General features: G+C 50.6%; 15 protein-coding genes and 1 tRNA gene. 15 read left to right on the plus strand and 1 reads right to left on the minus strand.

From position 1 onward, the window contains the following. Positions 1-263 precede the first annotated feature (263 nt). The 7 genes from NHAL_RS14995 to NHAL_RS15025 are packed head-to-tail and all read left to right on the plus strand — an operon-like array spanning position 264 to position 10,525. Entirely contained in the window at positions 264-2,201 is a 1,938-nt protein-coding gene (locus NHAL_RS14995; protein ID WP_013033993.1) for an OPT family oligopeptide transporter, read from the plus strand. Beyond that, complete coding sequence (locus tag NHAL_RS15000; protein WP_013033994.1) at positions 2,201-2,986, plus strand: hypothetical protein; 786 nt, start codon at positions 2,201-2,203, stop codon at positions 2,984-2,986. Before NHAL_RS14995 ends, NHAL_RS15000 begins: the two co-directional genes overlap by 1 nt. A gap of 35 nt (positions 2,987-3,021) precedes the next feature. Continuing rightward, the gene (locus tag NHAL_RS15005) at positions 3,022-3,507 is read left to right on the plus strand and encodes a thermonuclease family protein (RefSeq protein WP_013033995.1); all 486 of its coding nucleotides are present in this window, start codon (positions 3,022-3,024) and stop codon (positions 3,505-3,507) included. A 43-nt stretch (positions 3,508-3,550) separates the two neighbouring features. Next, positions 3,551-4,759 (plus strand): acetate/propionate family kinase, encoded by a 1,209-nt coding sequence (locus NHAL_RS15010; RefSeq protein ID WP_338040074.1) that lies wholly within the window; start codon positions 3,551-3,553, stop codon positions 4,757-4,759. A gap of 42 nt (positions 4,760-4,801) precedes the next feature. Further along, positions 4,802-6,937: a glycogen debranching protein GlgX gene (gene glgX, locus NHAL_RS15015; RefSeq protein ID WP_013033997.1), complete on the plus strand. Its 2,136-nt coding sequence runs from the start codon at positions 4,802-4,804 to the stop codon at positions 6,935-6,937. Positions 6,938-6,951: 14 nt separating this feature from the next. Next, a complete protein-coding gene (gene glgP, locus NHAL_RS15020; RefSeq protein ID WP_013033998.1) occupies positions 6,952-9,480 on the plus strand; it encodes an alpha-glucan family phosphorylase in 2,529 nt (842 codons plus the stop codon). Positions 9,481-9,523: 43 nt separating this feature from the next. Continuing rightward, entirely contained in the window at positions 9,524-10,525 is a 1,002-nt protein-coding gene (locus NHAL_RS15025) for a lysylphosphatidylglycerol synthase transmembrane domain-containing protein (protein ID WP_013033999.1), read from the plus strand. On the opposite strand, the gene NHAL_RS15030 is transcribed toward NHAL_RS15025, so the two are convergent. Beyond that, complete coding sequence (locus NHAL_RS15030) at positions 10,520-11,743, minus strand: APC family permease (protein WP_013034000.1); 1,224 nt, start codon at positions 11,741-11,743, stop codon at positions 10,520-10,522. The genes NHAL_RS15025 and NHAL_RS15030 overlap by 6 nt on opposite strands. A gap of 157 nt (positions 11,744-11,900) precedes the next feature. On the opposite strand from NHAL_RS15030, the gene NHAL_RS15035 reads away from it, so the two are divergent. The 8 genes from NHAL_RS15035 (at position 11,901) to tig (ending at position 21,353) form a co-directional block, all read left to right on the plus strand. Then, entirely contained in the window at positions 11,901-12,536 is a 636-nt protein-coding gene (locus NHAL_RS15035) for a DUF5752 family protein (RefSeq protein ID WP_013034001.1), read from the plus strand. Between the two features lie 3 nt (positions 12,537-12,539). Continuing rightward, positions 12,540-13,775: a glycosyltransferase gene (locus NHAL_RS15040; protein ID WP_013034002.1), complete on the plus strand. Its 1,236-nt coding sequence runs from the start codon at positions 12,540-12,542 to the stop codon at positions 13,773-13,775. A 7-nt stretch (positions 13,776-13,782) separates the two neighbouring features. After that, a complete protein-coding gene (gene treZ / locus NHAL_RS15045) occupies positions 13,783-15,651 on the plus strand; it encodes a malto-oligosyltrehalose trehalohydrolase (protein ID WP_013034003.1) in 1,869 nt (622 codons plus the stop codon). 37 nt (positions 15,652-15,688) lie between these two features. Then, positions 15,689-18,592 carry a malto-oligosyltrehalose synthase gene (gene treY, locus NHAL_RS15050; protein ID WP_238985519.1) on the plus strand — a complete coding sequence of 968 codons (2,904 nt, stop codon included), beginning with the start codon at positions 15,689-15,691 and terminating at the stop codon, positions 18,590-18,592. Positions 18,593-18,742: 150 nt separating this feature from the next. Next, positions 18,743-19,282 carry a hypothetical protein gene (locus NHAL_RS15055; RefSeq protein ID WP_013034005.1) on the plus strand — a complete coding sequence of 180 codons (540 nt, stop codon included), beginning with the start codon at positions 18,743-18,745 and terminating at the stop codon, positions 19,280-19,282. Between the two features lie 8 nt (positions 19,283-19,290). Next, positions 19,291-19,695, plus strand: a complete 405-nt coding sequence (locus tag NHAL_RS15060) for a hypothetical protein (protein WP_013034006.1) — start codon at positions 19,291-19,293, stop codon at positions 19,693-19,695. A gap of 166 nt (positions 19,696-19,861) precedes the next feature. Next, positions 19,862-19,947 (plus strand) — tRNA-Leu (locus NHAL_RS15065). A 74-nt stretch (positions 19,948-20,021) separates the two neighbouring features. Beyond that, positions 20,022-21,353: a trigger factor gene (tig, locus tag NHAL_RS15070; RefSeq protein ID WP_013034007.1), complete on the plus strand. Its 1,332-nt coding sequence runs from the start codon at positions 20,022-20,024 to the stop codon at positions 21,351-21,353. Positions 21,354-21,402: the final 49 nt, after the last annotated feature.

Consider the following 21,402-nt stretch of genomic DNA (forward strand, 5'->3'; position numbering starts at 1 on the left):
AACAAATCAACGATCGTGCCAGCAGGAACCCTAGTGGTAATTTATTTAATAATATACTGATATTTAATATTTTTTATCATTGTTTCTCCCTTAAAAAAATATCCGAAAAGTTGGTTTAAAAACAACAAAGTGTTGATGATATAGTTCTCACAATACATGGTGGAGGTAATAACCCCCTACAGAGATATTTTATTGATTATTTTCCCTTCAGGGACTGAGACTTCAATTAGGAGAATATCTCGTTGAGCAAGGAGAGTGCTGAGATGCAAGAAGTTACGGTGCCACCACCTCAGCTTACTATCAAAGCGATAGTGCTGGGCGTCCTGCTGGCAGCGCTCCTTGCGGGGGCGAATGCATATCTGGGGCTATTTGCTGGCATGACCGTCTCGGCTTCAATCCCCGCAGCGGTCATCTCCATGGGGGTGCTGAGTTTGTTCCGCCGCTCCAATATTTTGGAGAACAATATTGTCCAAACGGGAGCTTCAGCCGGCGAGTCCCTAGCTGCCGGGGTGATCTTCACCCTTCCGGCACTGGTGATCATGAACTATTGGCCTGCTTTCGATTACGGGTGGGTGCTGGTAATCGCCGGCCTAGGCGGGTTGTTGGGAGTGCTATTCACCATTCCCTTGCGCCGTTCCCTCATTGTGGAGGAAGGACTCACCTTCCCAGAAGGTATTGCCACAGCGGAAGTATTGCGGGTCGGTGAGAATCCAAAACGGGGTCTCGGCTACCTCATGGGGGCTGCCCTAGCCGGTGGGTTGACCAAGTTGGCGGAGACGGGATTGGGGCTTTGGAATAGTGTGGCCCAGACAGGGGCCTACATGGGCAAAGCCGCTGTTTATGGAGGGGCTAATCTTTCCCCCGCTTTACTCAGCGTAGGCTATATTGTGGGCATCAATATTGCTGGGTTGGTTTTCGCCGGTGGCGTTATTGCCTGGTGCCTAGCTATCCCCCTGTATAGCGCCTTCTTTCTCGAAGCCCACCCAGAGTTGGCAGCCCTGGCCGCCAAAGGCGTTTCGGCCGTTGATCTGGCCTATGCTATCTGGTCGGCTGAAGTGCGCTATCTGGGGGTGGGAGCAATGCTGGTGGGTGGGCTCTGGGCATTATTTTCCATGCGTCGCTCCTTGGTCACGGCTCTTCAAGGGGGGCTGCGCCAATATACAGGGCATAGAGACAAGGTTTTATCCCCTGCCGAGCGGGATACCCCTATGAAGTGGGTGCTTCAGGGTATCCTACTGCTCTTAGTGCCTCTCTTTTTTCTCTACCATAGCATCCATAGCCAGGTGACTTTGGGTATTAGTCTGACCATGACCCTGGTCATGGTGATTGCCGGTTTTCTCTTTGCCTCCGTAGCGGCCTACATGGCCGGTTTGGTAGGTTCATCCAACAATCCTATCTCCGGCGTAACCATTGCTACTATCCTCTTTTCCTCCCTGGCACTACTATGGCTCATGGGTTCGGAAACAGCGATAGGCCCCATGGCGGCTATCCTGATTGGCGCGGTAGTGGCTTGTGCTGCTGCTATTGCGGGGGACAATATGCAGGATCTGAAGGCGGGTTATCTGGTGGGGGCAACCCCCTGGAAACAGCAACTCATGCAGGGGATAGGCGTCCTTTCCTCGGCTCTGGTCATGGCGCCCATCTTAAATTTACTGCTCAAAGCCTATGGTATGGGGGTTCCGACACCTGAGCACCCCAACCCCCTGTTAGCTCCCCAGGCGACTTTGATGGCTTCAGTAGCGGAGGGCGTTTTCGGTGCTGATCTTCCCTGGAAGATGGTAGGGTTAGGGGCGTTAATGGGAGGAGCCATTATTGGGATGGATAGTTGGCTTAGCGCCCGTGGTTCATCTTGGCGGGCACCGGTACTAGCCGTAGCAGTAGGCGTCTACCTGCCATTAAATTTGTCCGTACCGATTTTTATCGGTGGGCTGATCGCCAAGGCGGCTGAGAGGGTTCGCCATCGCCTTGGCGATCCGCAGCATAGGGAGCGCCATCGGCGTTATGGTTTGTTGGTGGCTGCAGGTTTAATCACTGGCGAAGCGTTGGCCGGTATTTTGATGGCAATTCCCATTGTAATCACGGGCGACCGTGAAGTGTTGGCATTGGCCCAGGCCCCCTGGGGGGGGCTTCCTGGGCTGGTGGTGGTGGGAGTTATTGCCTGGGGGTTATATCGTGCAGCCTGCGGTGGTCTCGGAAAATAATGCTCTCCCATCTGCAAATCCGAATTCTCTGGCTACTAGGGATAGTGGTGATCTGCGGCCTGGGAATATTGCTTTTGGACCCTATCCCTCAGGACCCAAACTATCACCGCTTTGCGGATGATCGTCCTTATTTCGGGATTCCCCATTTTTTAAATGTGATCTCTAATTTTCCCTTGATGCTTGTTGGCATTGTCGGTTTGGGATGGGCTCTTAAGGTTAGAAATGTTGCGCCGGATCCCTTGCTGCTTTTGCCATATGGAATCTTTTTCGCGGGTGTTTTTTTGACAGGCGTTGGATCCTGTTACTATCACGTTTTTCCTGACAATAAAACCCTGGTTTGGGATCGTTATCCTATGACTTTGGCCTTTATGGCCCTTTTTAGCGCTATCTTAATGGAACATGTGAGTCGCAAGGGGGGAATGATTTTACTGCCTGGGCTTTTGCTGTTGGGTTTTTTCAGCGTTTGGTATTGGGGGCATACTGAGCGCTTGGACCTGGGGGATCTCCGTCTTTATGGAGGAGTCCAGTTTGTACCGCTACTGCTTATCCCCTTTATCCTCGCTTGGTTTCGTTCCGGTTATAGTAAGCGCCACTACTTCTTTTATGCCCTCGGCTTCTATGGCCTAGCAAAAGTATTGGAGCATTTTGATAGGGAGATTTTTCAAGCAACCGGAGTTGTCAGTGGCCACTCCCTTAAGCATCTAGCGGCGGCATTGGCTGCCTTCGTTATCCTATTCATGCTCTGCCATAGGCAATCTCAAGAAAAGCCGGGCGGAATATTATAAACTGTAGGTTTCAATCCTTCTTTGGGGGAGTCCCTGTGAAGGCCCCAAAAATCGCTGCTCATGCTCTCTTTGCCGTCTTGGTTGTTTTTGGGTTCCCAACGGTGCCCATTGCGGTAGCGGATATTACCGGCTATGCGCTGGTGCAAGATGACGGTTCGCTGAAAGTAGGCAGACGGATCATTCATCTCTATGGCATTTACATTCCCCAGACCCCCGTGACCTGCCGCTCATTTTTGCAGCCTAGACGTTGTGCGCCACGGGCAGCCTTGGCGCTAGATTTCAAGATTCAGGGGTTTGTCCATTGTGAGGAGAGAGAAATCAATCAAGATGGCAGTATCAGCGCCGTTTGCCATGCCGATTATACCTCGGTTTCCATGGGGGTCGATTTGGCTGCTTACCTGTTAGAGCAGGGTTGGGCAGTGGCCTTGCCTGATGCCCCCTTTGAATATCATGTGCTTGAGAAAATCGCGCGGCATAAAGGCTTTGGAATATGGGGGTTTTCCGAGATGATCATTCGGTAATCCTGCTAAAGTAAAGCCCCTGGGGGTGTCAGTGACAATTTTGGTGATTAATTCTGGAAGTTCATCGATTAAGTACCAGCTTTTTAAAGGGAACTCAGCTCTTGCAGGGGGAATTGTAGAGCGTATTGGGGAGCCGAAAAGTCGCTTCGTTCATCGTTTGTTCCAGAGTCGACAAACAATTGAAGAGACTATTTCTGAAGAGCCTGTCTCGAATCATGGGGAGGGAATGAGTCGGATCTTTACGGCCCTCATGGAATCCGGTTGTTTGCAGCATGAAGCAGACTTATTAGGCATCGGTCATCGGATCGTCCATGGCGGAGAAGCCTTCAAAGAGCCTACTTTAATCGATGATCAAGTGTTGACTAGGATTGCTGAAATTATTCCCTTGGCGCCTTTGCACAATCCTGCCAACCTCAAAGGTATCCAAGTGGCGCTGGAGATCTGCCCTCATGTGCCCCAGGTGGCGGTATTTGATACGGCGTTCCACCAAACTTTGCCTCCCCCCGTTTTCCATTATCCCTTGCCCTATTGCTGGTATAAAACCCACCATGTTCGCCGCTATGGATTTCATGGTACTTCCCATCACTATGTTTCCAAACAGGCTGCCGCCTATTTAAAGCAGCCCCTTGAAACACTCCATTTGATCACGTTACATCTTGGCAATGGGGCCAGTGCGACGGCGATTAAAGCCGGCAAAAGCATGGATACCTCCATGGGAATGACCCCCCTTGAAGGGTTGATGATGGGGACCCGCTGTGGCGATATTGATCCTTCCCTCCCCTTATACCTGACCCAGGCCTTGGGAAAATCTCCAGAGGAACTGGATTCGCTACTCAATAGGGAAAGTGGCCTAAAAGGAATCTGCGGCACCAACGATATGCGGCAGGTCCATGCCTTAGCTAAAGCGGGCGACCCCCTAGCCAGTTTGGCCATAGAGATGTATTGTTACCGGATAAAAAAATATATTGGCGCCTATTATGCGGTGCTAGGGCGTCTCGATGCCCTGATTTTTACGGGGGGTATTGGCGAAAATGACGCTCTGATTAGGAATCATGTCTGTGCTGGGCTTGCCCATCTAGGCATTGTGATTGACCATAAGAAAAATCAAACGGCAGGCCATGACATTTTTGCTATTCAAGGGGAAGGGGGAGCGGTGACCGTGCTTGTGATTCCTACCGATGAAGAATTGGAAATTGCTCAGCAAACCCTTGCCCTTATTCAAAACCAAAAATGCTTAGACGCCCATTCCTAAGGCGTATTTTGGGCCTTTTAACTCATCTTAGGATAAGCTTTGGTGCCCCAAAGTACGTGGACGACTGATAACGCCTCTTCCCAAGGCGCTCACATCGGTCCCGGCAATCCTTTACCTTTAGGGGCTTGGCCTAGGAATGGGGGAGTGAATTTTGCGTTATTTAGCCGTCATGCTACCGCCGTCCAATTAGAGCTCTATTATACTCTCCTTGACCATTATCCCTTTTTGAGGGTGCCACTAGATGCTGCAAATCACCGTACCGGCGATATTTGGCATGTGTGGGTGAGTGGGGTAGAGGTGGGATATTGTTATGGTTACCGAGTATCAGGCCCCTACGATCCCAAGCGAGGTCACCGTTTTAATCCCCGGCGTTTATTGCTAGACCCCTATGCTATTGCTATTGCCGGCGCTTCGCATTTGGATTTCGGCCATGCGCGAGGTTATGATCCCGCCTCACCAAAGCAAGATCTTACCCCCTCTCAGGAAGACAATGCGCCTGACACGGCTAAGGCGATTTTAGTCGATTCCCATTATGAGTGGGAGGGTGATCGGCCTCGCCGCCGCCCTTGGCGAGAGACCATTATTTACGAGACCCATGTGCGCGGGTTTACTGTCCACCCTTCTTCGGGAGTGGAGCATCCTGGCACCTACCGAGGCCTTATTGAGAAAATTCCTTACCTTAAAGATCTCGGTATTACCGCAGTGGAGCTGCTGCCGGTACAAGAGTTTAACGAGAACGAAAATATTCGCTTAAATCCCCTTACTGGAGAACGACTACGTAATTACTGGGGATACAGTACTATTAATTTCTTCGCCCCTAAAAAGTCTTATTCCTGTATGGAATATCCCGGCAATCAAGTGGCGGAATTCCGGGATATGGTCCGGGCTCTCCATGAAGCGGGCATTGAGGTTATCTTAGATGTGGTGTTTAACCACACCGCCGAAGGAAATGAGTTGGGGCCCACCCTGAGTTTCCGGGGATTGGATAATACCATTTATTATCTTCTGGGAGAGGATAAGCGCTATTACCGGAACTATACGGGGTGTGGTAATACGGTGAATTGTAATCATCCCGTGGTGCGGGATTTCATCCAAGATTGCTTGCGTTACTGGGCCATTGAGATGCACGTGGACGGATTCCGTTTTGACCTGGCCTCGGTGTTGGGACGGGATAAGGCTGGGCACCTATTGCCAAATCCCCCCTTGTTGGAACATATCGCCGAAGATCCTATTTTGCGAGATGTCAAATTGATTGCTGAGGCTTGGGACGCTGGGGGGGCCTATCAGGTGGGGAGTTTCCCCGGTCGGCGCTGGTCGGAATGGAACGGGCGGTACCGTGACGACGTGCGACGCTACTGGCGTGGAGATGGGGGGATGAGGGGCATTTTCGCTTCCCGACTCACCGGGAGTGCAGATATTTATCAGCATTCCGGAAAACAGCCTATCAATAGCATTAATTTTGTGACTTGTCATGACGGATTTACCCTTAATGACTTGGTCAGTTATCGCCATAAGCACAATGAAGCGAATGGCGAAGATAACCGGGATGGCAGCGACGCCGATTTTAGCTGTAATTATGGGGTGGAAGGCTATACGGATGATCCCCACATTAATGGAGTACGGCTTCGCCAGATCAAAAACTTTCTTGCTACCTTAATGCTCTCGCGGGGAGTTCCCATGTTGCTGGGAGGGGATGAGTTTCGTCGCAGCCAAAGAGGTAATAATAATGCCTACTGTCAGGATAACGAAATCTCCTGGTATAACTGGCATCAATTGAGTCAGGAACAGGAAATCTATCGTTTTACCCGGGAGATGATTGCCCTTAGGAAACGCTATGCGGTGTTCTCTGAGGTGCGCTTTTATACGCCCCAGGAGGTGAGTTGGTTTGACTTAGAGGGACAATCTCCAGATTGGCATGCCCCTGAGGGGACACTGGGGTGCCTAATTCGAAAAGCAACCCGCCATGGAGCATTATGCTTGCTCTTTAACCCTCAAGCCCATGAGGTGATTTTTAAGTTGCCTGAATTCACTGGCCATTGCTGGCAAATACTGGTGAATACGGCGGCGCCCACGCCCATGGATATTAGCGTTTCCCATGGGGTGACGCCTTTGCCCCATCCAAGACATTGCCGACTTGAGGCCCATACCCTAATGGTATTGCGGGAAGCCTCTATCTGAGAAGGAGTCTATTTTTGGTTTACCCTTTTTCTATCAGGTCGTTACCAGAAGAACTTAAGCCCCTGCAAGAGATAGCGCTGGATTTGCGTTGGACCTGGAGCCACGCCGGAGACGCCCTGTGGAAATCCTTAGCCCCTGAAGTTTGGGGGCGGACTAAAAACCCGTGGCTTATTTTGCAAAATCTATCCCAGGATCGCCTTTCTCAACTGGCGAAGAATGCTAAATTCAAAGCTCACCTCCAGGAATTGATGGAAGATCGGCAGTGTTATATGGAGAGCCAGGGGTGGTTCAGGGAAACCCATGGGGATAAGGCGCTACGGGGGGTCGCCTATTTTAGCATGGAATTCGGGGTAGGCGAGGCCCTACCTCTTTATGCGGGGGGGTTGGGAGTTTTGGCAGGAGATTACCTCAAAACTGCCAGTGACCTCGGCGTTCCCGTGGTGGGGGTCGGGTTGCTATTCCAGGAGGGGTATTTTCGGCAAATTTTGGGCAGTGATGGCTGGCAGCAAGAAAGTTATCCCTATAACGATCCGGCTAGTCTACCCCTGGAGCCAGTGTTAGCCGATGGGGGGCGACTCCATATTAGCCTAGATCTCCCTGGGCGTACCTTGCTATTACGGGTATGGCGGGCTCAAGTGGGCAAAGTTCCCCTCTATCTCTTGGATAGCAATGATCCGCTGAATACGCCAACCGACCGAGGGATTACCACCATCCTCTACGGCGGAGGGCCAGAGCGTCGCTTGATGCAGGAAGTCGTGCTTGGCATTGGCGGGTGGCGGTTGTTGGAGGCTCTGAAGCTGCCTATTGATGTCTGTCACCTTAATGAGGGGCATGCGGCGCTGGTCATCCTAGAGCGGGCCCGCAATTTTAAAGTCCGCAATGGCTTTAATTTCCATGAAGCCTTAATGGCTACTCGGGCAGGTAATATTTTTACCACCCATACTCCGGTTGCGGCAGGTTTTGACCGTTATAGTCCGGCTTTGTTGAGTAAATATTTTTCCTATATCCATCGATATTTAGATGAGCTGGAGATTACGGTTGAGGAGCTATTGGCATTAGGACGCAAGAACCCTAAAGACTCCAATGAACCCTTTAATATGGCCTATTTGGCGCTCCGCGGCTGCGCCATGGCCAACGGCGTGAGCCATCTGCACGGGGAAGTGAGCCGCAGGATGTTCACCTCCCTCTATCCTCGCTGGCCCCTTGAGGAAGTGCCCGTGGGGCAGATTACCAATGGCGTTCATGTCCCTAGTTGGGACTCCGTTTGGGCTGATCAAGTTTGGACTGAGGCTTGTGGTAAAGGCCGCTGGATGGGGTCCCTGGAGGCCCATGGGGAGGCAGTGAAAGGGATTTCTGATCAACAGCTTTGGAGTTTTCAGACCGATGAACGCAAGCAGTTTATTAATGCCGTCAGGGAACGTTTGGCCAGGCAATTGGGAGAGCAGGGCAGTGATCCGGAAACGCTCGCAGAAGCCAACCGGGTGCTTGATCCTAATGCCTTGACCCTTGGTTTTGCGCGTCGTTTTACTGAATATAAGCGTCCCACCATGTTGCTTCACGACCCGGAGCGACTGGTTCGCTTGTTGACTCATCCGGAGCGGCCAGTGCAGTTAGTAGTCGCCGGTAAGGCCCATCCGGAGGATGAGAGGGGCAAGGAGATGGTACAGGCGTGGGTAGCCTTCGTGCAGCGTCCTGAGGTCCGTCAGCGGGCGGTTTTTCTTCAAGACTATGACATCTCCCTAGCCCAGGAGCTCGTGCAAGGCGTGGATCTGTGGATTAACACTCCCCGTCGTCCTTGGGAAGCTTGTGGGACCAGTGGGATGAAGGTCCTGGTCAATGGGGGGCTCAATCTTTCCTCCCTTGATGGCTGGTGGGCTGAGGCTTACCGTCCGGAAGTGGGTTGGGCTTTAGGGGAGGGTGAAGATGGGGATCCTGAATGCGATGGAATCGAAGCGGAGCGGCTTTATCTGTTGTTGGAAGAAAAGGTGGTCCCTGCTTTTTATGAGCGTAATCGGGAGGGTATTCCTGAATCCTGGGTTTCCCGAATCCGAACCAGCATGGCGCACTTAGCTCCCAGCTATAGCAGCAACCGAATGTTGCGGCAATATGTGGAACACCTGTACCTTACTGCCGCGGCTGCTTACCAGAAACGCAGTGCTAACGGGGGTAAACTGGCTAAAGAACTGTATCAGTGGCAAGAAGAGCTAAAGCGGCACTGGCATGAAATTCACTTTGGTAATCTAGATATTCGCCGGCAGCCGGATGAACAAAATTGGATGTTCGAGTTACAAGTATATTTGGGCGAAGTTTCACCCCAGGGGGTGCAGGTGCAACTTTATGCTGAACCTAAAAAGCAAGGAGAACCGCCGGTATGTCAGGTCATGGCCCCTAGGAAAGCTATTTCCGGGGCTATCAATGGTTATCTTTATCAGGCAGTGGTGCCTAGTAAGCGCCCTGCGGCCGACTATACCCCCCGTATTATTCCTTATCATCCAGAGGCCAAAATCCCGGGGGAAATGACCTCTATTCTCTGGCAGCGGTAAGTTGGCCAAATTTCAGAACAATCTTAACTAGTTGATTTAACACGTGAGACGCTATTGGATTTTAGCTCTGCTCGCCTTAGGCTTGGGCCTGATGATTCCGCTGAGTTATGGTGGGTTAGCCGTCTTTGAACGCCTCAGTCAGGTGCCTTTTTGGCTACCCTTGCTCACCCTGGGTATGATCTTCATCGGTTGGAATTTTAATGCCGCAAAGCTGCGGATATTGGTCTCTGCGGTAGATACCAAGCTTTCCCACAAGAGTGCCCTGGGGACGGTGATGGCCTGGGAATTTGCTTTTTCCGCGACCCCAGCAGGTAGTGGGGGAGTGATCAGTTATGTTTACCTTCTGAATCGGTATGGCGTCAAAACCGCCCACGGGGCTGCGGTGTTTGCCATGGAGTTGGGAATAGACCTGTTGTTCTTCGTCACCGCTTCCTTCATTGTAGTGATAAAGTTAGCGACCAGTGCGACCTATGATGTTCATCTGGGGTTTATTCTGGTGGCGGTATTGCTCACCGGGGGGATGGGATTTATGTGGGTGCTTGCCCATCAATATCGGAGATTGTTGCGGATATTGGGCTATCTGTTGAAAGTATTGAGGGTGTCGGCTGTTTTGCGCAAACGGGCAGCCCGTTGGATGCTCCGTCTCCGTAGTGGCTTGACACTACTCTTAGGACTACCCCGGCGGTATTTGTATGCAGCTTATCTCTTATGTATCGGGCATTGGCTCTTACGTTTCAGTGTCCTTTATGTCCTCTTGCTAGGATTGGGAGAAGATATTCCCTGGCCTTATCTGTTTATTACCCAAGTATTGATATTGGCCTTGGGGCATTTCACCTTTTTACCTGGGGGGACCGGTGGGGTCGAACTTGGGTTTGGCGCCATGCTGGGACCCTTTCTTGACAGTGCCACCCTGGCTACAGCCCTTGTGCTTTGGCGTTTCGCTACTTTTTACTGGTATCTCATTGCCGGTGGACCAGTGTTTGCGGCGGTGGCGGGTCCAGTGATTTTTCGAACCTTGGTTCAGGCTACTAGCCGGAAATCATAGCGATACTAGCTGAGCGAGTAGTAACCCCAGACTAAAGCAGAATCCGGCGATGGGAACCCACAAGGGAAAGGTTCTGGCCCCTGGAGGGTGAGGAGTGCGGCGCTTGACACGCCACAGTGCCAAGTTGACTAGTGAAAAGACTACCAGAATTAGACCACTGGTGATGGCGGCGAGGGTCACCAAGGGAAATAATAAAGCCAAAAGAATGATCAGCCCGGTGACCAACAGGGTGGCAGGCCAGGGCGTGTGGGTTTGGGGATGGATATAGCCTAAGAATACCGGCAACCAACCCTGGCGACTCATTCCATAAAGAATTCGAGAAGCCATAATGAGCTGGATTAAGGCGCCATTAATCACGGCGACCATTCCAATGAGACTGATAATGGTGGGTGAGGCACCCGTAGCTGAGGTATAAAGGAGGGCTAGGGGAGCATCGCTTTGCCCTAGTACCGCAGGCTCAATGCTAAGCACCGCCACCAGGGCGACACTGGCGTATAAAATGGTGGAGGCAATGAGCGCAAAGAAGATTCCGAGGGGTAAGTTACGGGGAGCTTGTTTGACCTCTTCAGCTACATTCACCATGTCTTCAAACCCGATATAGGCATAAAAGGCAAGAAAGGCGCCGGCGATGATTCCTTGCCAGTTTTCTCCTTGGGAAAGAGAAAGCAGCTTTGGCAGGTTCTCGGGCAAGGTGCTCAAACTTCCCCGGGAGACCCATAACAAGAGTACTAACCCTCCGGCCTCAAGCAGGGTAATCACGGCAATCAAGCGCACCGACTCCCTAATACTCCAGAGAGCGATGCCGCCAAGAAGGAGCAGTAACCCTGGCATGATTAACCCGGGCGAAAGATCAAAGAATAGCTGAAAATAACCGGCAAAGCCCTTTGCCATTGTGGCCGCTGAGACCATGCCCGCTAGAGCGATCAACAACCCCACCAATACCGACAAGAAACGCCATTGAAAGCCTTCATAGAGGTAAACCGCCTCTCCGGCACTGTGAGGATGGCGGGAGGCAAACTCGGCATAGCTCAAAGCAGTGAAGGTCGCCACTAAGGAAGCTAGAAAAAAGGCAAGGGGGGCGAAATAGCCGGCAGCTCCCACGACCTTCCCCATAAGGACATAAATGCCTGCTCCCAAAATATTCCCTAGGCCATAAAAGGTCAGCAGCGGTAATGAAATCGTGCGCTTTAATGATCCCTGATGGCTATGATTAGTCATGCCTTGCTCGGTTTTAGTTGACCCTTGGGGCTCGGGTTGCCCATTGCTTTGGGGCAATAATCCACTATGCTTTCTATAACATATAGTTGATAGGAAAACTGTTTCCAAAGCCATTGCAACAGAACCCATGATACACTCTCATCGCCCAGGAACCTTTATGCTCAAGGATTGTGCGCTCATTGCCATTGCCACAGGCAGGAAGGTGATGACCCTGAAGGAACTCGGAGACGGATTGCTTAGCATCACCCCAGCCAGTATTTATTACCATTTTTGGGGGGGGCTGTTGCAACCTCGCTTTGAGGAACGGGAATATAACAATGATTTTGCTGCCTGGGTGCGCCATGGCTTGCATGATGGGGTATTGGCGGAGCGCCTAGCTGTCGTTGATCCCACCGAGTTTGCTGATTTGGAGGCCCTGCGCCAGGAGTTGGTGGAGCTGATAGAAGAACGCCTGGAAGAAAGTGAGTTTGTCGGTTGGGTGAGAGGGACTCAGCAGTTTGAATTCATCCGCTCACAGATTGTGGTGTTTGATACCCACCAACGGGTGGAACAACCAGAAGAATTGGCTGAATGGATGCCCCATCTTTCCACAAGCAGTATTTTCTATCATTTCATCGACGCGCGGAGGCGCTTTCCAGCAGGCGGTGAAGATTTTAGCGTGTGGCTACAGGGCTTTGGCGAAGATTATCAAGGACTTTGTAAGGAGTTGGCAGCGATCGATCCCTATTTTGGCAGTTTAGCCGAGCTTCGGCATCAGTTGGTCCTCACCTTCAAAGGTTACCTGGAGCAGTAGACCATGTTGCTGCGGGACTATGCAGAAATTACCGGTGAGGATGTGATTGACCAGCTGCGCCAGCTTGCTGAGCCCCTGCGGGGAATGAAGGTGGTGCATGTCAACTCGACCCGTTTGGGAGGGGGAGTGGCGGAGATTCTGACCAAATTGGTCCCGTTAATGAGGGAGCTGGAGATCGACACCCACTGGGAAGTCATTACCGGAGAGTCCGCATTTTATGACTGTACCAAAGCTTTTCATAATGCCCTCCAGGGGAACCGAATTGCTGTCCGGGAGGACCTGTTGAGAACCTATGAGCGGACCACTGCCGAAAATGCGGAGCGGCTGCGCCCCCTATTGGAGGAAGCCGATTATGTTTTTATCCATGATCCCCAGCCGGCGCCCCTGCTCGGCTATTGTCCCCACCGCAAAGGGAAGTGGATATGGCGTTGCCATATCGATATTAGCCATCCTTACCGGCCGATTTGGCGATATTTAAGAAAGTACATCGAGCCTTATGAAAGCAGTGTTTTCTCCCTCTCCGCCTTTGCCCAAGCGCTGCCCCATACCGAATACATTATTCCCCCGAGCATTGATCCTTTGAGTGAAAAAAATATTGACCTGGAACCGAGTGAAGTGGCTGCAGTGCGACAACGTTTCGGATTAGATCCGTCGCGACCTTTGCTGGTCCAGATCTCACGCTTTGATCGCTTCAAGGACCCCTTAGGAGTCATCCGTGCTTATCAGCTGGCCAGAAAATTCTTACCCCAATTGCAGTTGGTTTTAGCGGGCGGGGGTGCCAGTGATGACCCGGAGGGCCGGATAGTGCTAGAGGAAGTGCAGCTTGCCGCAGCGGAAGATCCCGATATTCATATTCTCCTTCTGCCGCCTGATTCCCACCGAATTATCAATGCCCTGCAACGGGCCGCTGATATTGTATTGCAGAAATCACTACGGGAGGGGTTTGGGTTGACGGTGACAGAGGCTTTGTGGAAGGCCAAACCGGTGATTGGCGGGGACACGGGGGGGATTCGACTGCAGGTGACGAACCATCATACTGGCTTTTTGGTCAGCACTCCAGAGGGGGCGGCGCTGCGGATCCGCTACCTCCTGCACCAACCTCGGAAAATGGCGGAAATGGCAGTAAAATCTCGTGAATTTGTGCGGGATAACTTTTTAATTACTCGGCAACTCCGCGAGTATCTAACCCTTATGGTCGCTTTGCTGCATGGCAAGGAGGACCGAATTATTTTGGAATAGGATTAGGATGCGGCAATATCACTCCATGCCTTTTGGCGCCGAGTTGACAGGACAGGGGACCGTGCGTTTCCGGTTGTGGGCTCCTGGGGCTCAGCAGGTGGAGTTATGCTTAGAGAGTCAACCAGAATTAACTCCTTTAGCTATGAACCCTAAGAAAGAGGGGTGGTTTGAATTGGAAACCGAGCAGGCTGGGGTAGGAAGTTTATATTACTACCGGATTGACAATGAGGTACAAGTTCCTGATCCGGCTTCCCGTTTTCAGCCTCAGGATATCCACGGTCCCAGCGAAGTGGTTGACCCAACGGCCTTTGCATGGGAGGACGACCAATGGGGAGGGAGACCCTGGGAAGAGACCGTGATCTATGAGGCCCATGTGGGAACCTTCACCCCGGAGGGTACTTTTCGAGGGCTAGAGACCCGCCTTGACCATCTGGTGGAGTTGGGAATCACCGCTTTGGAATTAATGCCGGTTGCCGATTTTCCTGGTCGTTGGGACTGGGGATATGACGGGGTTTCCTTGTTTGCGCCAGACAGTTGTTATGGCCGGCCACAGGATCTCAAATCGCTAGTGCAAGCTGCCCATAGCCGTGGATTGATGGTGTTCTTGGATGTGGTATATAACCATTTTGGCCCAGAAGGTAACTACCTGCATCGATATGCTCCGGATTTTTTCACGGAGCGTCACCAGACCCCTTGGGGGGCAGCCATCAATTTTGATGGGGAAAATGCCCATTGGGTCCGACATTTTTTTATTCACAATGCCTTGTTTTGGCTGCAGGAATATCGGTTTGACGGCCTTCGGCTTGATGCGGTCCATGCTATTGAGGACGATTCCAAGCGCCATATTCTGGAAGAGTTGGCTGAGACCGTCCACCGTCATTTTGGGTCGGGGCGCCAGGTGCATCTGGTCCTGGAAAACGATAACAATAGGACCCATTATCTTGACCGCAAAGCCAATGGCAAGCCCCGTTGGTATGTGGCCCAATGGAATGACGATATCCATCATGCCTTGCATGTCTTAGCGACCCAGGAAACTACCGGTTATTATCTGGATTATGCGGATCAACCTATCACCCACCTAGGGCGTTGTTTGAGTGAAGGTTTTGATTACCAGGGACAGCGGTCCCCTTATCGAGGAGGACAACCCCGGGGGGAACCCAGTAAGACTTTGCCGCCGAGTGCCTTTGTCGCCTTCTTTCAAAACCACGACCAGGTGGGTAACCGGGCCTTTGGTGACCGGATCACGACGTTAGCAGAGCCTGAAATGGTGCAGGCATTAACGGGGTTGCTTTTACTCTCACCCTTTCCGCCCCTCCTGTTTATGGGCCAGGAGTGGGGAGCCACACAGCCTTTTCCCTTTTTCTGCAATTTTGGTGAAGATCTGGCCCCAAGTGTCAGGGAAGGGCGACGGCGAGAGTTTGCCCGCTTTCCTGAATTCAGTGATCCCGCTGCTCGAGAGCGGATTCCGGATCCCACGGCTCAGACTACTTTTGAAAGTGCCGTGTTGGACTGGACCCAGGCAGCTAGTGCAACAGGCAGAAAATGGTTTGATCTGCACCAGCAGTTACTGCACCTGCGGAATCAATTCATCGTCCCCAGGCTAGCCGCTCTTACCAACATTCAAGGTGACTATAAACACTTGTCCGAATGGGCACTGCAAGCCCACTGGCAGCTGGGGGATGGATCCCTGCTGACGGTATTGGCCAATTTAGGGGATACCCCCGTTTCCTTATCAGCACCTCCCCTGGGACGGTTGCTTTTTATAACTTCCCCGGATCTCGAGCAGGCCTTAGTTCGAGGGGAACTATTCCCTAGGACGGTGGCTTGGTTTCTAAAGGGGATCTCAACAACCCAGGAGGATGACATTGAATTCTAATTATGATGGTGCAAGGAGGAGATAGGCCATCAAAATCATCCCCCGCGCTACTTACCGATTACAATTTAATAGCCATTTCACCTTTGCTGATGCTGAGGCGATTGTTCCCTATCTCCATGAGCTCAGGGTCAGTCACTGTTATGCTTCCCCCTACCTTAAGGCCCGTTCAGGCAGCCCCCACGGTTATGATATTGTGGATCATAATGCCCTGAACCCGGAAATCGGTGATAGGGACACCTTCGTTTCCTGGGTTCAGGCTTTGCATCGCCAGGGGATGGGACAAATCCTTGATATTGTGCCTAACCATATGGGCGTAGGCGGCGATGATAACGCCTGGTGGCTCGATGTACTAGAACAGGGGCCTGCTTCCGAATACGCTGCTTATTTTGATATCGATTGGCGACCTATCAAGGAAGAGTTGCGGGGTAAAGTGCTGTTGCCCTTGCTTGGGGATCACTATGGCACAGTGCTCGAAAAAGGTGAACTGCGGCTAACCTTTGATCTTGAACAGGGGCAGTTTAGCATTTGGTTTTATAATCATCGTTTTCCTGTTGATCCCAGTACTTATCCAGATATTTTGGGCCATGGTCTGGAACGATTAGCGGAGCATCTAGCAGAAGAAGAAGCCCCTTTTCTGGAGTATCAAAGTCTCATTACAGCTTTTGAGCATCTTCCTTCCCGTTATGACACCCGGGTTGAGAAGCGAGTCGAGCGTCTCCGTGATTGTGTCATCTACAAGCGGCGCCTGGCAGAATCTTGTCGAAAATATCCTGCCATTGGAGCCTTTGTATTTGACACAGTGGCTGCTTTCAATGGGGTGGTGGAGCAACCGGAAAGCTTTGATCTCCTGCACCACTTATTGGAGCGGCAAGCCTATCGGCTTGCCTATTGGCGCGTCGCTTCCGATGAAATTAATTATCGCCGCTTTTTTGATATTAATGATCTCGCTGGTCTACGGATGGAAAATCCAGAAGTCTTTGAAACTACCCACCGGTTTATCTTAGAGCTAGTAAAAGAGGGAAAAGTGGATGGATTGCGCATCGATCATCCCGATGGTCTCTACAATCCTCCCAGCTATTATCAGCGGCTCAATCGGCAGATTGCAGAGATCAGAGGCGAAGAGGAAGCCGCCGATGGCAATTTGAAGTCCAGTTATTATCTGGTGATTGAAAAAATCCTGGCCAGCTATGAACACCTGCCGGAGAGTTGGCCGGTTTCTGGCACCACCGGTTATGAATTTGCCTATGTTAATAATGGATTATTTGTCTATCCTGGTTCACAAAAAGAGTTTGATCAAATTTATACCCGCTTTATCCGGCATCAGTGGGATTTCGATGAACTACTCTACGAGCGTAAGAAAATCATCATTCGGGTCCAACTTTCCAGTGAACTGACAGTACTTGCCAATATGCTCAATAGCATTGCCCAAGCGGATCGCCATACCCGTGATTTCACTTTGAACGGTTTGCGTGAGGCCTTGACCGAGGTAGTGGCCTGTTTTCCAGTTTATCGTACCTATGCAGATGTGGATCAGGTTTCGGAAGAAGATAAGCGTTTCATCCAGTGGGCAGTGATTCAGGCAAAGAAGCGCAGTCCGGCTGCCGACATCAGTATCTTTGACTTTATCCAGGCTATCCTGCTCCTAGAAATCTCCACGCGGTCTGCTTTCTCCCAGGAAATCATCTCCTTCGTTATGCGGTTCCAACAATATACAGGGCCGACCATGGCAAAGGCCCTTGAGGATACCGTGTTGTACATTTACAATCGCTTGGTTTCCCTCAATGATGTGGGCAGTGACCCGCGAAACTTTGGTGTTTCCCTCACAGCTTTTCATCGCGCCAATCAGGAACGGGCACAACGTTGGCCCTATGGAATGGTGGCCTCTTCTACCCATGACAGTAAACGCAGTGAGGATGTCCGTGCTCGCCTTAATGTACTTTCTGAAATGCCAGGGGAATGGCGTAAACATTTAAATCGTTGGGCGCGCATCAACCGGGCTAAGATACGTAGGCTAAATGGGTTTCGGGCTCCGAGCCGTAATGATGAGTACTTGTTTTACCAGACGGTACTAGGCACCTGGCCCCTATTCGATATGGGGGAAGAAGAACTAGTAGAGTTTCGGGATCGTATTGAGGCTTATATGCTGAAGGCCGTCAAGGAAGCAAAGGTTCATACTTCTTGGATAAATCCCGATACAGAGTATGAAACAGCAGTCGTGCATTTTGTGCGCAGTGTGCTGGGGAACTTAGAGAAGAATCCTTTTTTGGCGGATTTCCTGCCATTTCAACGGCGAGTAGCGGGATTGGGATTATTGAATAGTTTATCCCAGCTTCTGCTAAAGTTAACCGTGCCTGGTGTGCCAGATATTTACCAAGGCAATGAGCTATGGGAATTTCGCCTAGTTGATCCTGATAACCGCCATTCGGTGGATTTTGCCTTGAGACAGCGGATGCTCCAAGAACTGATGTTATTGATCAAGTCAAGCCAGTCTTTGACACCATGCGTACATAAATTATTGAAAAACAAGGAAGATGGCCAGGTAAAGCTTTATCTAACATGGAAAGTGCTATCTTTTCGTGCCAAGTTACCCTTGCTTTTCCAAAAGGGAGATTATCTCCCCTTGTCTGTCCAGGGAATAAAGGCGGATCATCTTTGTGCCTTTGCAAGAAAACATCAAGGTCAGGTAGTCGTGTCAATTGTCCCCCGTTGGTTGGCACTGTTGGGTAGTAACGAGGATGAACTACCCCTGGGCGAATCTTTGTGGCAGAAAACCTGGGTGGAAGTCCCAGCAGTCAAAGAAAAGGAGAATTTTACTAATGTATTGACTGGTGAAGTGGTGGCAGTCGTGCAGCATAATGGCAAATTTTATGTCCCTGCCGGGAAGCTGTTTGAAAGTTTTTCTGTAGCGCTGTTGGCTCCCTCTTCTCTTGTTGCTGCCTAAAAGGATTTCGTGATTAAGCTTAACAGGCCATGAGTTAAAATTTCATGGGAACGGGTCTACTTAGGGTTTTCCTGCAATAACCGACTTAAGTTAAGAGCGGTTGATTTTATCTTTTGAATTTTATCCGTAGGTGGCGAAGCATCGATTATTATGCTTATAAGAGCTCCAGTAATTTGGCTATTAATACTTGCTTTTCTTGTTCTTTTCCTGATCCCCCCCAGATTTCGTCTCCAAGTGCTAGGAAGCTTTATTTTACTGGCTTTGATTGGATTTTTGTTCTCTCAGCCTGGAGAAGAAAAAATAGAAGAGTTTAGAAATCTTGTCCCCCTTGAGCAGGTTGAGTTTGTCGATATTGAGCTGCAACGCGGCCCTGGAGTAGGCGAGAAACTGGTTGGAAAGATTTTAAACCATTCACCTTCTTATGCGCTAACCGGGATTGGTATTCAATTGATCATCAAGGACTGCATTGGAAGTGACGACACATCCCAAGAAGTTTGTACTGTCTTAGAAGAGGCGCAGGTACATTTACCGCTGTTTGCTCCGCCTCAAGAGGAAGGCGAATTTGAAAAGCGTTTGTATCTGAGAGAATTACATATACAGGGGCGTAAGCAATGGGAATATACAGTCCTTTATACCGAGACCAAGCAGCGAGGATTTTGGGAAAAACTTCCTTCTTTTCTCCAAGATTGAGGATCTTTTTGGGATTAATCTGGATCAGTTGGCTAGTGGGGTGTGCTGGTGGGCTGACCAAGGAGCGTCTCGTCACCCTTGAAGATGCGATTCAGGCCTATGCTTCTGGCGTGCGTTGGCAGCACCATGAGCTGTTAAATACTTTAATACGCCCCCAGGATCAGCAGCCCAAACCTATTTCCCGGGAATTTTGGGACAATGTTCGAGTGACGGGGTACGAAATTCGCGGACGCCAGCTATCGGAAGATGCACTAACGGCTGAAGTGACTATTGAGTTTGATTATTACCACCCAGATGATAGTGTTATTCGGAGTCTTACCACTCAGCAGAGTTGGTGGTATGAGGAGGAATCGAGACGTTGGTTCCTAGATGGGAACTTGCCAAATTTTACTCAGGCATCCTCTTCCCATTGAACTTAAAACCTTAGGGGGTACGCGGGAAGGTTATGAGTCAGTATACTATAGTGATGACGGCATCCATTATCGTTTAGGGGTATAATTTCGAGGAAGTTATAACGACTTATCGATTTTGAAAAATATGCTATATATGTGTTAATAATGCCGTTAATATCACAATCATGCGAAAGTGGCGGAATCGGTAGACGCGCTGGTTTTAGGTACCAGTGGGGTAACCCCGTGAGAGTTCGAGTCTCTCCTTTCGCACCAATAAACGTCGCTGCCAGATCCCTCTTCTGAGCAGAGATAGAGTATTAAAAACAAGAGGTTGAGGTAATATATCTATGCAGGTCACGGTAGAAGCGACCGGGGAGTTAGAGCGGCGCTTGACCATTACGTTGCCGGGAGGGGATTTCGAGAATAGGGTTCAAGAACGCTTGCGGTCCATGGCTCCGCGGGTGAAAATGGACGGTTTTCGCCCTGGGAAAGTCCCCTATAAGGTGGTGGAGCGCCGGTATGGTCCTGCTGTGCGCCAGGAGGTGTTGGATGAATTCGTCCAAAATAGCTTCCGTGATGCCATCCAACAAGAATCCCTGCGTCCGGCCGGGCCGCCACGGATTGAACCGTCCCAGTGGGAAGCAGGTAAGCCTTTTGAATACACCGCAACCTTTGAGGTATTGCCTGATATCGAGTCTATTAGCCTTGAGGGGATTAAGGTTAAGCGACCCCAGGCTGAGACTACGGATAAGGATATTGACAGCGTCCTGGAGAAGCTGCGTAATCAACACGTAGAGTGGGAGCCGGCAGAGCGTCCTGCCCAAGAAGGTGATGGGGTGACCATTACTTATCACGGTACCATCGAGGGAGAGCCTTTCCCGGGAGGAAGCAGAGAGGATTTTTTTGCTATCTTGGGTAAAGGGACTCTGCTCGATGAATTTGAAAAACATCTGATAGGTGCTGAAAAGGGCCAAGAGCTCAATTTTGAGGTTACCTTTCCGGAAGATTATGGTAATCGAGAGTTGGCTGGTAAAAAGGTGGACTTTGTAGTGAAGGTCACCTCTGTGGCAACACCGCGGTTACCGGAGATTAACGAGGATTTTGCAGAGAAGCTTGGTATCCAAGAAGGTGGAGTAGAGGGTTTGCGCCAAGAAATCAAGGCTTCGATGATACGGAACCTGGATCAGGCCATCCGTGACCGACTGCGGGACCAGGTGATGGATGGCTTACTGGCCGCTAATCCTATCACTTTGCCAACTTCTTTGGTGGAGGAGGAAACCCGAGCCTTGCGGGAGCAGACCCAGGCGAACTTGGCTAGACAGGGTATTAAAACCCAGGAGCTTCCCGTAGATGAATCCCTATTCATAGAGCAGGCGCGCAGGCGCGTGGCTTTAAGGTTAATTTTGGGGACTCTTTTGGAAAAACAAGGAATTAAGGCGGATCAAGAAAAAGTAAAGCAAAGAATTGCAGAGCTTGCTGCCAATTATGAGGATCCAGAAGAATTTTCTCGGTGGATATTTAGCGATCGAGAGCGTTTCTCCGAGATTGAAGGGGCCGTTTTAGAAGCACAACTCGTTGATTGGGTATTGGATCAGGTTGAGGTTTTAGATGAGCCGATGAGCTTTGAAGAGGCGGTGAATCCTTCTGTTGAATCACCAGAGAAGAAAGTTTCGGATTAACGAGGTAGTTTCAAGTATTTGAGCTGCCGCTAAGGTGAAGACTTAAAGG

This window comes from Nitrosococcus halophilus Nc 4 (assembly GCF_000024725.1).
Classification (GTDB): domain Bacteria; phylum Pseudomonadota; class Gammaproteobacteria; order Nitrosococcales; family Nitrosococcaceae; genus Nitrosococcus; species Nitrosococcus halophilus.